The following is a 14,478-nucleotide window of genomic DNA, read 5'->3' on the forward strand; positions in this document are numbered from 1 at the left end:
AAATGGATGGATGTTCCGACTTTATATGAAACGTTTCGATATATAAAGGAGGAATTATTATGTCAATGATAAAGGTCCAAGACTTAACTTTTTCATACCCAGGTAGCTTTGATAATATTTTTGAAAGTGTAAACTTCCAAATAGATACGGATTGGAAGCTAGGATTTATTGGTAGAAACGGACGAGGTAAAACGACATTCTTTAATTTATTGTTAGGGAATTATGAGTATAGCGGGAAAATCCTTGCTTCAGTAGAATTCAATTACTTCCCCTACTCTGTTTCAGATAAGAACAAATTCACTCATGAAATCCTTGAAGAAATTTGTCCCCAAGCCGCAGATTGGGAACTTCTACGTGAGATATCCTATTTAAATGTTGATGCTGAGGTCATGTACAGACCATTTAAAACATTATCAAATGGGGAACAAACAAAAGTGTTGCTTGCTGCACTGTTTTTAAATGCGGGTCAATTTCTATTAATTGATGAACCAACAAATCACTTAGATACAGATGCACGAAAGATAGTCTCCGATTATCTAAGGAAGAAAAAAGGATTTATTTTAATTTCACATGACAGAATCTTTTTAGATGGGTGCGTTGACCATATCCTATCTATTAATAGAGCAAATATTGAAGTTCAAAGTGGTAACTATTCTTCTTGGAAGTTAAATTTTGATAGACAGCAAGAACACGAGAAGGCTACAAATGAGCGTCTACAAAAAGACATAGGGCGATTAAAACAGTCTTCCAAACGTTCAGCAAGTTGGTCTAATGACGTGGAAGCTTCAAAAAATGGAACGAGGAATTCAGGCTCTAAGTTGGATAAGGGGTTTGTAGGTCATAAAGCAGCCAAGATGATGAAAAGAGCAAAAAACCTTGAATCAAGGCAACAAAAAGCTATTGAGGAAAAATCAAAATTACTAAAAAATGTGGAAAAAACTGAGTCATTAAAATTGGAACAATTGCAATTTAAATCAAATGAATTGGTTACTTTAGTTGACGTGTCCGTTAAGTACAATGATCAAATTGTGAATGAGCCGATTAGCTTCATAGTTGAACAAGGTGACCGAATTGTACTTGATGGAACGAATGGGAGCGGAAAAAGTAGTATCCTAAAACTAATTCTAGGACATCCGATACAGCATACAGGCTTAGTTACTTTAGGTACAGGACTCATCATTTCCTATGTCCAACAAGATACTTCTCATTTGAAGGGATCACTATCAGGCTTTATTGAAGAGCACAAGATTGATGAAACCTTATTTAAGTCCATCCTAAGTAAGATGGACTTTGACCGAATTCAATTTGAAAAAGATATATCTCATTATTCTGGTGGACAAAAGAAAAAACTGCTTATCGCTAAAAGTTTATGTGAAAAAGCTCATATATATATATGGGACGAACCACTAAATTTTATAGATATCTATTCCCGCATGCAGATTGAAGAACTTATTCAACAATTTAATCCCACAATGGTTATTGTTGAGCATGATAAAATATTTCAACAAACAGTTGCAACGAAAACTATATCTATGTAGCTCAAAACGAATACTTGAAAATATAATCATTAACTTGAGTCCTTGAATTATAAAAACTTTAATGAATTGATAAAAAAAGCCTAATTTCTCTACAATACATTGAGAAATTAGGCTTTAAATAGTAATAATAGAATTCATAAACACTGAATAATTTACACATTAGGTTTACCTGTTAATGCAGTAACAATTCTGTCCACTAAGTCTTCGGGTAATCCATATTCCTTATTAACTACAGCCTGTATACTAGCAAAAGAACTTTCATTGTATTTTGATTGCCTTTTTCCTCTACTATCTTTCCTTTATTTATGAAGTTTTCACGAGATTCATAGTTCATCTTATCTGATTCTTTACCAATAGATTGATTGGTGTAAATTATAAAGATACCTAACATCATAATTACACAAATGAAAATCCCTACTAATTTAAGTCTCATTATTCATTTCCTTCCTGCAACTCTTACTGTTTCTCGTTCATAATATCTCAACCATATCAAATTCATATTAATTTGAAGTAAAATTTTGTTCTTAACATATTTCTTAATAGAAAGACTGTATATCCTTCTATTTGTTTGACATCATTAAGATGCTCACAAATAGAAATAAATTCTATTCCTATATATAGATAAATAATCTAAAAATTTATATAATAAGATTAGAAGTGTAGCATATTATTATTATTATTATTATTGAAAGGTCTTGGTATAATGCTAGGCATTAATGTAAAAAAAACAAATGAAGAGTTAATTATTTCATGGCAATTGGCGGAGATTACAATTCCATTACGTGATGTGATTGAGGTTACCGAAGATGCTACCTATGCTGGTGTTGAAGAAGTAGATGTAATACGTATTGGAACAGCTTATGGGACAACAGACCGTATTTTAATTAAAACAGTAAAACAAAATTATGTATTGTTTACTACAAATAAAGTTGCTATTTTAAATGCCATTCACGCTTAAATATAGGAGTCTTCTTGGCTAAAATGATAAAAATAAGCACATCTTGTTATAAAAACAGATGTGCTTATTTTTTAATTTCTATGCATTTTTACGTTTTAAGAAAATCACTCCACCAACAATTAACAGTAATGCTCCTGCAGCCATAGAGATCCAACTTGTAAGATTAGTACCTGTTTGCGGTAACCATCCAATTTTAGATTGAATTTCTTTCTTAAGTTGTGGTTGTTCTTTTACTTGCTCGTTAGGTTGCTCTGGTGTTGGCGTATTTTTACCTGAATTTGGCTGTTCTGGTTTTGGTTGTTCCGATTTTCCCTCTTTAAATTTCACTGTTTGTCCCTTATCTTCAATTTCAGCGTGAATAGCTACTAATATATTATCTTGATACAGTTCTTCAAATACTACTACTTCTTTACCTTGTAATGCAGAAGCATTGAAAGTGAAGTCTAATGTGATAGAACCATTCTTCTCTTTAGCAGTAAACTTAGATTCTACTGTTACTTCTTTACCATCAACTAATAATGGCTTGTTTGTTGCTTTATCCATTAGTTTGCCTTTTACAACGTACTCTTTACCCACAATTAAGTCTTTGTATTCCACTTTATCTTGGATTGTTACAGTTTTAGAAGCATCTAACTCTTTAGAACCATCAGCTTTGTTTGTTGCTGTCGTTTTAATAAAAGGTTCTACAAATCGAACTGTTTGACCTACATCGTTAATGTCAGCATGAGTTGCAATTACTTGACCCTCATGTAATAAATCTTCAAACACGACTACTTCTCTTCCTTGCTGTTCAGCACCAACAAAAGTAAAGTCTAATGTTACAAAACCGTTCTTTTCTTTTGCAGTAAACTTCGTTTCAGCTGTTACTTCTTTTCCATCAATTAATAATGGTTTGTTAATAGCTTTGTTCATTAGTTTACCTTTTACAGTGTACTCTTTACCTACAACTAAGTTAGTATACTCCACTTTGTCTTGAATAGTGATAGAATCCTTTGAATGAATCTCTTTTCCACCATCAGCTTTGTTTGTTGCTGTCGTTTTTACTGATGGCTTAACGAACTTAACTGTTTGACCTTTATCATTGATATCAGCATGTGTCGTAACAACTTTTCCGTCTTTCAGTAACTCTTCGAATACTACTACTTCTTTTTCTTCTAAACCAGTTGCATCAAAAGTGAAATCTAGTGTAATAGAACCATTTGCTTCTTTTGGTGTAAACTTCGTTTCAACAGTTACTTCTTTACCATTTACAACTAATGGTTTATTAGTCTCTTTATTCATTAATTTACCTTTTACAGTGTACTCTTTACCTACTTGTAGATCTTTGTATTCCACTTTATCTTGGATTGTTACAGACTTAGACGTGTGCATTTCTTTTGTACCATCTGTTTTATCAGTAGCTGTTGTTTTTATTGAAGGAATCTTTTCATCCTTGACAATGTGTTTAATAATTTGACCATTCTCTTTAATTTCAAAAGAGAACGTTTCTTCATTTAATACATAACCGTTTGGTGCAACAGTTTCTTTATATGTGTATTTTCCAAATGGTAACTTTTCAAATTTAGCGATTCCTTTATCGTCTGTTTTTCCTTTTACTACTTCTTTTCCTGCTTCGTTATAAATCGTAAATTCTGCATTTGGAAGCTTGTTATTTCCATCAGCTACATCTACCTTTGTAATTTCTAGATCACCTTTGATAAGATGATTAACTGCCAATAACTCAATAATCTTTCCATGTTCCTTTATTTCGAACATAATCGGTTCTTTAACAAGAACGTAACCATTTGGAGAAGCCTTTTCTACAAATGAATATTTACCATACGCTAAATCTTTGACGTTAATCTCACCATTTTTATCTGTCTTATATTCCCCAACTACTTTTCCATTTGCATCTTTTAGCTCGAATGCTGCACCTTCTAATTTTTTACTAATATCTTCATTATCTACTTTTAGTAATTTTACACTACCTTTCACTTCGGTATTTTCCACTGTAAAAGTAAGTGTTTTATTGTGCTCTTTAATTTCAAAAGGATACTTTGTTTTATTTCCAATATATCCATTAGGTGTTTTTGTCTCTAAGAAATAATATTTACCATACGTAAGATCTTCAACGTTTGCAATTCCATTTTCTTTTGTTACTACTTTTTTCACTTCTTTTCCATCTTCAGTGAAGACTGTGAATTCAACATTTGGTAAAATCTTTCCTGAATCACTAAGCTTTTTAATTTCGATGTTACCTTTTACTTTGTTATTTACTATTTGGACAGCTCCTGTTTCCCCTGTCTTAACTTCAATAGTTTGTGGTTTATCATCTGAAACATAGCCTGTTGGTGCTTTAATTTCTTTTAATGTGTAAGTACCAATTGGTAAGTTGTTTAATTCTGCCATACCATCAGCACCAGTCGTGATTTTTCCGACTGATTCATTATTTGCATTAAAGACCTCAAATACTGCACCAGCTAAAACTTCTCCATTTTCTCCAACCTTTTTAATTTTTAAAGAACCAGCTGCTTCCCAATTTACTGCAAGATCACTACTAAGCTTTTCTTCATTTCTCTCTAATAGTACTGTAGCATTCTGAACAGTATCCGTACCACGGTAAGCAATTGCTTGAACTTTAGTTAAATTAGCAGCAACACTTAAATTAAATTCACCCGTTTTTGTATTCTTAGGAATTTGGATACGAAATTTTTCTCCAACTGAAAGCTGATCTTTCACTTCTCCATTTTCACTAACAATTCTAACTCCATTAGGTGCATTTTTCGCTACTACTTTATAAGAACCACTCTTAGCATTTGTTTGTACTGTATATAGATTCGTTTCGAAGAATTCACCTTTTAATTCTGCTTTTTGTTTTTCAGCTGGGATAACATTCATATAAATATCTTGCGTATCCCCACTATTATTAGCAGCATTGATAATTGTCTTAGCCGCTTTTTCAACATTTTTATTCGCATGTTTCAGTTCATTTACATCAAGTTGACCTAGTGCATTCCAAACCGCAAGTTGCGTTGCATAATGCGCTTCATTTTTATTAGCTACTCCCAGCTGTTCAGCACTTTTTTGCGGGAAACCATTTAATAAGACTCTATATACTACATTATCTGTTTTCCCCATTTCAGGAAGATCTTCACCATTTGGTGATTTTAATCCAAGGGTTAAGCAATAAGCAATTTGACCACTTGAATTTTTAATCATTTCAGTGCGAATGTACTTACCTAGACTATTACTATAACTCCAGTCCATTGAATATTTCTCATGCGTCATAACCTCTGCACTAGCCCTAGGTAAAAATACATTAAGGAATAATGCCAGTACTGATAATAATGTAAAAACTCTTATAATGACTCTCTTACCCAATTTTGTAACCTCCCTAGAATAAATTAATCCGAGTATATATCGCAATATCTAAAACATTCACGATCGACCCAATTATCATTATAAAACAATAAATTACAAATATTAAATAATTTTAATAAAATAGTCAAAAAATTTACACATTTTATTATTTATCAAGTTTTTTAACGAATTTACTATATACAAATTCTAAAACACGCCTACAATTTAAAAGACAAATATGTATGTTAAATATATAAATAGCAATTCCTTTACTCCAGTTATTAAGCTTTCCCCTATTAAAAATAGCCTTTTCATTTTCTTGTTAACCTGAGTAATTTATACACCTCTTTTAATCTATTACACTCCTCCATTTAAATATAAAGGTGACTTCTCGTTCAAATAATAAAGCGAAACTTTAATCCGCCCGATTCCCACCTAACTTCTTTGCTTTCATTGAATTTTTGGGCGGGAGTCTTACTGCCCAAAAATAACGGGATATATTATGCAATATTGCATTTGATAATCTTTTTCGTTGTAACTATAATGATCACAGGATTACTGTTAATCTAATATTCTACATGGAGGTTTTATTATGTTTAAAAAAATTATTGTATCTTCTATGGCGCTTACTATGTTCGGTGGAGCTGCAACTATGCTAGAGGCACCTACTGCTCAAGCAGCTTCTTATAACTCAACGTCATCCTCTTACTTTGATGTCACTCCTGAAGAGGCCGTGGCTTTCTATCAATCTCAAGACTATAAAAAATTAAAAGTATTTTTGGATGACTTTGAAGCTAGAAACCCTTATACTCCAGGTGGAGGCTACGCTCAAGGGAGTGTACGTATGCAAAAATTCAACGATGCTCTTAGAGATGCCAAATTAACAAATGTCTACCAAGAATTTATTAGAATCTCATACTACAATCATTATCCAGAACCAAAATAATAACAACGGATTAAATGTTTATTATTTCTATAACTTAGCCTAATTTTAAATGTATAACCTAAAAATAATTACTAAAAACCACTCATATAAGGGTGGTTTTTCTATTTCCCCATATAATTTAGCGGAATGTTACATCATCTTTATTTAAATATCTTTTATAGTAGACATTCTCTCGTTGACACAATCTAGTAGGTTAGCAATGGGGATATCAAAATATATTTATAATTATTTTCTGTTTAATAGCAAAAAACGAACACCCTCTCACAATTAGATAAGGTGCTCGTTTTCATTTTTATCGGTAATTCTCAATTCATTTTAGCTTCTTTCCAATAAGCAAAGATTAAATTAACTTAAAAACAAAGCGTTTTAAATTTAATTCATAGATCTTACTGAAACTTGGAATTGCCCCTTAGAACCATCATCATTTGAAACGTAAATTTTATATGTTCCATTCGGTAATGGAGATAAAGCATTCCGTACATTTGTAACATTAATTTGTTGTTCTCCAGGTTTTATATAACCACCAACAATTAGCTCTGTATTTGGACCTTTTACACTATATCCCATTGTATTTTGACCATTATTTTTCATAGAGAAGCTTAAGTCAGTACTCCCATCATATACGAAAGAAGTTACAGCCTCGCCACTATAATTCATTGTTTGGGTTAATAATAAGTCTGCAGAAACATGTTCAACTACATGAATTGGATCATTCGTTTTGTGTACTTCTTCAGCATAAGTATTATTCCCTAACACACCAAGTGTTAATGCTGAAACTACTCCACAACTAAGCACTAGTTTATTTAACTTCATTTTAAGTTCCCCCTTGATGTTTGTATTCTATTACCATCATACATCCTTTTTTAAGTGCGTTTTTATGTAATAATTCATATCTATAAACCTATATATTTTAACTTTTCGCCTTAATAGTTATTGAGAAAGCCCCATAGATAAAGCTACAATATTACACTTCATAAAAAACATGTAAATTTTAAAGTCTTTTTCTAACAAAGTTTTATACGAGTAAGTACCAAAATACTCAAATAAATAGCATTTCTATTTCAGATAAAATGTACTAATAAAATTTTTCTAAAATTTCACTTTGTAATTTGATATATTCCATGTTAATATAACGAAGGCTACAAAACAGGAGTCACCACGCATATCTTTTTCACAGAATATTCATACTTAAAAAGACTTATTTTATCAGTAACTCAATCCAAATTTCACCTATACAAAAGTTAGTTTATGATTTCATATGTACATAAATTTAAATAGATTTTTTATCTATTATTTTTTTCTATTTTCCTTATCAATTTTAATACGAGTAATATAACAGCACTTTTCAAGTACCCTTCCTTTTTTAGATAAAAAGTCTACTAATACTAAACATCTATGTCCAACTCATACATAATTCTACTTACAAACTATCGGAGATGCAAAACTATGGGAATTTCTACTCTTTTATTAAATACCTTTATTATAATAATTTGTATCCTTAGCTATCACGTATTTTGGCTAGAGTTTAAAGAAAAAATAACATGTAATAATATGTTATTTTCTATCCTTTCCTCCATTTCTATTATTTTTTGTATGACTTTTCCTTTTCATTTACATGTGGGATTTATTTATGATTTACGTTTTATTCCTATAATATTAGTTTTTCTATATGGAAATACAAAAAACATTGTTTTTATAGGAATTTTATATCTTTCTTACCGGTTTTACTTAGGCGGAAATGGCGTTCTTCCATCATTTATTATCTTTACTATCATTTCTGTTATAACAATGCTCTTTCGTTACTTATTACCTATGTATTTTAAAGAAAAAAAGATATTATTAAGCTTACTTCTTATTTTAGTATGTACAGCTTCCCTTTCTATTTGCGGTATTGTAACTCAAATAAATACAGGAGGTAAAATAGACTCTACTCTCATAGAATTTTTATTAAATTATATAGTCATTAATATTTTCACAGTACTATTATCAGTTTATTTTATAGAGGAAATGATTGAGAAATATAAAATGAAAGAAAAACTGCAACGGGCTGAAAAATTTTATATAGCTAGCGAACTAGCAGCGTCAATTGCACACGAAATCCACAATCCACTAACCACGGTACATGGATTCACTCAATTATTAAATGAAAAACATGCCTCTAAGCTATCTCAGGATCAATACTTAGAAATCATGTTAATTGAAATGCAGCAAATACAATCTACTATTAATAACTATTTATCTTTAACCAAACCACAGAATACCCTAAAAGAAAAAATAGATATTAATCACATTTTAAATCAGGTGAAAGATACTATTTCACCACTCGCTCTATCATACAAAGTTGAAATCAAACAAAATAGTACAGATTCCTTTTATATAAATGGGGACCCCGAAAAATTCAAACTCTGTCTAAACAACATCATCCAAAACGGAATTGAGGCTATGAAAAATGGTGGATTATTACAAATAAATATACAAAAAGTAAAAGGAAATATCATAATTGATATTATTGATTCAGGAATTGGGATGTCATCTCAACAAATAAAACGAATTGCTTTGCCATTCTATTCAACAACAGAAAAAGGAACTGGGCTTGGTACTATGATTGCTTATAGTATTATTAGAGAATTAAACGGAGATATAGAAATAGAGAGTGAATTAGGTAAAGGGACACGCTTTTCTATTAGTATCCCTTGCTAATGTGATAACAATTTTCTGTTTAGTTAATTACATAAATGAATTTTAAGAATCCCGCTAGCTAGCTTACTTATTAATTATCTTAAATTCATATGCGTTAATTAAATATAATAAGGATCAGAGCCTATCTATTGTTACAGATACACTCTGATCCTTTAGTTTAATTCAATTAAAAACACTTAATATTTATAACTTTTCTTACATCGTGATGAAATACTAGTTCATCTATTTTATCTTATTTACTGATTAAATTGGTTTAATATAAATATAACATCTCGCGACACTTAATTTGTTATTATCATTAGAGACATTGCCTGCAGTTGTTTTTTCATTAAAGTACAGACCTTTTTCCATTCATTGAACAAGATAACTCCCCTTTTACTACTTCACTTCCACCGTATAATTCCCTGTCCCCCCGCCATACTGATACACATGTAAATAATACTTCCCTGGATACGTATAGTAACTACCTACTAGTTTATTCCCTTGTTGCTGAGCATACGTAACATAATTATTTAAATCTGCTTCAGAATAAAGTACCCAGTTCATTCCAATATTATTTTCATTCGTTACGTTAATTTGAAGGTTTTTAGCAGTCTCCACATTAATTTCAAAGAAATCACTTGTATCGCCATTTCCTAAACTAGCACGTAAAACTTGATTTAACTGCAATTTGTTTGCTGTTTGGAATGAGTTATTCGGTTCTTTTTCTACACTGTTATCTTCTTTCTTTTGAACAGTTACAGTCGCTGTAGCAGTATTAGTTGCTCCTTTATCGTCTGTTACCGTTAATTTCGTCGTATACGTTCCTTCTTTTGTATATACGTGAGTTGGATTTTGCTCATTACTTACTGCTCCATCACCAAACTCCCATTTATACGAAGTAATTTTCCCGTCTTCATCTTTTGATCCGTCGCTTGTAAATAAAATTGCTTCATTTACATTTCCGCTATACGGACCGTTTATAACTGCAACTGGTGCTTTATTCTCTGCACCTTCTTCTGTATTAATACCGTGGAACACAACATCATATTCAAATTGTCCTGATGTATTCACGCGATAATTTACAAAGTATGCTGTTACTGTTTTATAGCCTGTCCATTCCTTTGCACTTAAACGTTTTAACGTATCATTAACGTTTTGTGTAATTGTTTTCCAATCTTCATATTCTCCTTTTGCTGCAGTTCCTGTATATGTTCCTTGTAGTGTGAATGTATTAAAGAACTGTGATTTATTTTTCTTCACTGATACATTTTTCAATTTTGCTTCCGCTGTTATTTCTGCTGCAATATCTGAAACTGGCTTCGATGCATGATTCGCTAAATAATCGTCTGATACTAATGGCACATTATATTTCTCACGATTATCAACTAGCATTTGCATATAGTCCTGATATTCTTTATTTAAATCCGCATCTTTACTTAATGTAGAGCGATATGCATCATATGCTGTTACATCATTTTTCCTAATAAGATCATGTATTTTATCGAACATATCATATCTCTTATTGTACATATACGATTGTAAAGCAAAGGAATAATTATAGAAATCCCACGTTCCATACTTTGCATTTAACGTTCGCTCTGCCGTATAACGCTCTGCTGGATTTGATGATAATCCTCCTATAATACTCTTTCTCGGTACAACATTATCCGTTCTCGTTGCCCCTGCAAAAAATTCAGCATTTCCTTCTTCAAACCAAGATAATCTTTCATTTTCATATATTTTCCCTTGTCCCCATAACCCTGGTACTTCATATCTACCTTGTAAATAATGCGTGAACTCGTGTCTGAATAATTCTTCTAAACTATAAATACTTTCTTCTGGCGTACGCTCATAAGTAAAGAACGTACCTGTTCCTTCTATATAAAGACCACCGTTATTCGTTTCATAACCGTACAATTGACGATTAAATTGATATTCTGCTGGGCTATTATAAATAACCATCGTTAATACATCATCAGGATTTCCTTTTTCTAAAGGTTGATCACTTTCAACCGTACGATGGAATTGTGCCTTTACTTCTTTTGCCGCCCAATATAAACGTTTTACTTTTTCTTCTGTCACTTTATCTCCAGCTTTTAAAACAATTGCCCCATCATCAAACGTATACGTTTTTGGCAAATATTTTTTCTTTCCATCTTCTCTTATTTGATCTAAATTCACTACTTTACCATTTGCATCTTTTCCGCCATAATTCGTTGCAATTTGCTCAGCAGCTACGAAATATTGCTCCCCTAAATACGGATACATTTTCATCGCATCTGTTACAACTTGTAACCCTTTCGTTCCTGTACTATGGAACATACCGAGTCTACCTGTATAATAAATGCCATTATTAATAAGCCAACCGGTTTTTTCTGTAATCGTTCCCATTAATGCAAAACGACTTAATTCATTAATATAACTATCTATTTTCTGATACCATACTGTATCTTTCGGTGCTTTCCTCGTATCGTACAAATACGATTGAATGTCGTAATCAACACCTTGCATAATATCGTAAATAGCATTTCCAGCTGAAAGATTATCTACTAATGTAGAAAAATTATCATTATATTGTTTAAAAATCTTTGCAGCTGATGTTATCGTTTCCACATCGCTCGAAGCGTTTCCTATTAACTTTCCGTATGATGATACCACTCTATTTTGCTCTAATGTACCCAGCTTGAAATTTGAATTGTTAGCCATCGCTTTTAATGCAGGTAAGCATTTATCATGATAACTCCGTTCATTTAATTTACTAAGTTCCGAATTATAAAATCCTAAATAAAATCCTGAACGTAATACCTCTACTAATGTCTCAATCCCTTTTGAATCATCCTTCGTATAGGCTTGTCCTTGCTGCTTCAATTTATCAATAATCGCCTGCATCCTACTATCATTTTGATAGAATGCTAGACTGTCTGTATTAAACTGAAATAGCCCCGTAATTTGCTCCCAATCAATTGTTACAAGTAAATCTACTAACTGCTGATTGCTTAATTGATTTAATTCGGCAATTGTATAAGTTTTCGCTACAGCTAATTGCTTACTTTCTTTTTTCACCTCAGGTGGTCTTTGTGATAAATCGGCAAATTGTAACCTTTTCTCAAAAGACTTGCTTTCGAGCACTTTCGATGAATGAGCTAATTCTTGTACTGGTAGTTGTACACCGACTGGCTCCATTTTGAGCACATTTCGATAAGAAACTTGCTCTCCCTTAGTATCTTCTGCCAAACTTACCCCTTGAAAACTCCCTAACATTAAACTAGCAAAACTTACCCCTACTAACATTTTCTTTGAATAGCCTTTCATGCTCTCCCCTACCTTACATTTTTAGTGTCCCGCTCCATTATTTTACTATTTTTACTTTTTGTCCTGTATTGAGAAAAAATAAGGTAACGTTCACACATGTATCCATTCCATATAAAATTAACGCTTGACTTTCCTTGCATTTTATATCAAAAAAGATAGATAATAGCAAAATTCCTGCTACATCTATCCTCGTTTTCAACACTATGATTTTAACTTTATAAATGTAACTTCCGGTAATGTTTGCATATGCTGAATAAACTCATTCTTTTCTTCTGACGATATATTTTTCAGTTGCATCCCTACCTTATAAACAGTTTCTGTACCTTGCTGTGAAGCTTCCACCTCATATGAGAGTATTGGGATGCCTTTCACTTGTAGTGTTTCTAATATTTGTTGTACCGCTTCATGTTTATTTACAAACATTTGCACTGTTATATTTTGTGGAAATAAAAATTGCACCTTAAAAATACGACTTACAATTTCTAAACCAATTAAAACGAGAATCGTCGCTCCAATGCCTACTACATACATTCCCGCTCCAATTGCTAATCCTATGCCGGCAGTAGCCCATAAACCAGCCGCAGTCGTTAATCCTTTCACCGCCTGCTTTTGAATAATAATTGTGCCTGCACCTAAAAAACCAACTCCACTAACGACTTGTGCTGCAATACGACTTGGATCTAGAGACATATGCTCTTCAAACACAATATCTGAAAAGGCATATTTCGAAACAACCATTATTAACGCACTTCCTACCGCTACGAGGAAATGAGTCTTTAATCCAGCTTCTTTCGATCGAATTTCTCTTTCAATACCAATCATTGCTCCTAACAAGCCAGCAACACCGATTCGTATAATAAAATCAAAATCTACACTCACGGGCACTTCCCCCTTTCATTCATTATAGATAGATAAAACAAAAATTATCACAAACATCCTTTTATTTACATGTAGGGATAATACTAAAATATACTTAATACTCCGACCGTTTTATGTTAATATTTTAAATATTAACATAAAATAAATAACTTCTAATTTTAAACCTCCACTAATTTTCTAAAAAAACAAAGATGGATTACATGAAATTAGGTTGAGAAATTACGGAAAACGCTTTCACTTTGTATCGTAATTTTTTATAAAAACTATATAAATAAAGGAGCTTACTAACAATGAACGTCTCATTACTCACACCTACTACTGATTTACAAGAAGAATACTTAGATTTCTATAACGAATGGAAAGATAGCGGTGAAACAATGATCCCGTGGGTTATCTCAAAAAATCCTGCCAACTTCCCAGCTATGGTTCAAGAACTTCTCGATGCGCATAACGGAATAAATATCCCTGAAACTTGGGTACCAGACTCTACATATTGGCTTGTTACAGATGAAAATAAAATTGTGGGAGCTGTTAATATACGTCATAGTTTAACCAAACATTTATTTAACGCTGGCGGTCACATTGGTTATGGCATTCGCCCTTCTGAAAGAAGAAAAGGTTATGCTACGAAGTTACTAGCATTATCATTAGAAAAAACGAAGGAGTTAGACATCACGAAAGTACTTGTCGTTTGCGACGCTGTGAATACCGCTTCTGAAAAAACGATTTTGCATAACGGCGGGATTCGTGATGATGATTTCACTGAGGAAGATGGGAATATAGTAAGAAGATATTGGATTGAGCTATGAATAATCACAAATAAG

9 protein-coding genes and 1 pseudogene are annotated in these 14,478 nt (G+C 32.1%); 5 read left to right on the forward strand and 5 right to left on the reverse strand.

From position 1 onward, the window contains the following. The first annotated feature begins 59 nt into the window (after positions 1 to 59). A complete protein-coding gene (locus tag BHV55_RS17475) occupies positions 60 to 1,538 on the forward strand; it encodes an Lsa family ABC-F type ribosomal protection protein (RefSeq protein WP_000061799.1) in 1,479 nt (492 codons plus the stop codon). A gap of 200 nt (positions 1,539 to 1,738) precedes the next feature. Here the strand turns inward: BHV55_RS17475 and BHV55_RS17480 are convergent. Next, positions 1,739 to 1,971, reverse strand: a pseudogene (locus tag BHV55_RS17480) (hypothetical protein); the annotation flags it as partial. A gap of 270 nt (positions 1,972 to 2,241) precedes the next feature. On the opposite strand from BHV55_RS17480, the gene BHV55_RS17485 reads away from it, so the two are divergent. Continuing rightward, the gene (locus BHV55_RS17485) at positions 2,242 to 2,496 is read left to right on the forward strand and encodes a SunI/YnzG family protein (protein WP_000900695.1); all 255 of its coding nucleotides are present in this window, start codon (positions 2,242 to 2,244) and stop codon (positions 2,494 to 2,496) included. Positions 2,497 to 2,574: 78 nt separating this feature from the next. Here BHV55_RS17485 and BHV55_RS17490 read toward each other — a convergent pair whose 3' ends face one another. Further along, positions 2,575 to 5,856 (reverse strand): VaFE repeat-containing surface-anchored protein, encoded by a 3,282-nt coding sequence (locus BHV55_RS17490; RefSeq protein ID WP_070756865.1) that lies wholly within the window; start codon positions 5,854 to 5,856, stop codon positions 2,575 to 2,577. 571 nt (positions 5,857 to 6,427) lie between these two features. On the opposite strand from BHV55_RS17490, the gene BHV55_RS17495 reads away from it, so the two are divergent. Continuing rightward, positions 6,428 to 6,781, forward strand: a complete 354-nt coding sequence (locus BHV55_RS17495; RefSeq protein ID WP_000473483.1) for a hypothetical protein — start codon at positions 6,428 to 6,430, stop codon at positions 6,779 to 6,781. Between the two features lie 372 nt (positions 6,782 to 7,153). Here BHV55_RS17495 and BHV55_RS17500 read toward each other — a convergent pair whose 3' ends face one another. Then, the gene (locus BHV55_RS17500; protein WP_000773525.1) at positions 7,154 to 7,594 is read right to left on the reverse strand and encodes a hypothetical protein; all 441 of its coding nucleotides are present in this window, start codon (positions 7,592 to 7,594) and stop codon (positions 7,154 to 7,156) included. Positions 7,595 to 8,227: 633 nt separating this feature from the next. Here BHV55_RS17500 and BHV55_RS17505 point away from each other — a divergent pair. Next, complete coding sequence (locus BHV55_RS17505) at positions 8,228 to 9,481, forward strand: sensor histidine kinase (RefSeq protein WP_069605272.1); 1,254 nt, start codon at positions 8,228 to 8,230, stop codon at positions 9,479 to 9,481. 378 nt (positions 9,482 to 9,859) lie between these two features. On the opposite strand, the gene colA is transcribed toward BHV55_RS17505, so the two are convergent. Together colA and BHV55_RS17515 are read right to left on the reverse strand one after the other, a co-directional pair. Further along, positions 9,860 to 12,775 carry a collagenase ColA gene (gene colA / locus BHV55_RS17510; RefSeq protein WP_070756866.1) on the reverse strand — a complete coding sequence of 972 codons (2,916 nt, stop codon included), beginning with the start codon at positions 12,773 to 12,775 and terminating at the stop codon, positions 9,860 to 9,862. 201 nt (positions 12,776 to 12,976) lie between these two features. Continuing rightward, positions 12,977 to 13,654 (reverse strand): MgtC/SapB family protein, encoded by a 678-nt coding sequence (locus BHV55_RS17515; protein ID WP_000109720.1) that lies wholly within the window; start codon positions 13,652 to 13,654, stop codon positions 12,977 to 12,979. 290 nt (positions 13,655 to 13,944) lie between these two features. Between BHV55_RS17515 and BHV55_RS17520 the strand changes: the two genes are divergently transcribed. Next, positions 13,945 to 14,463, forward strand: coding sequence for a GNAT family N-acetyltransferase (locus BHV55_RS17520; protein ID WP_001103121.1), 519 nt, complete (start codon positions 13,945 to 13,947; stop codon positions 14,461 to 14,463). Positions 14,464 to 14,478 lie beyond the last annotated feature (15 nt).

Origin of the sequence: Bacillus sp. RZ2MS9, assembly GCF_001816185.2 — a bacterium.
Classification (GTDB): domain Bacteria; phylum Bacillota; class Bacilli; order Bacillales; family Bacillaceae_G; genus Bacillus_A; species Bacillus_A cereus.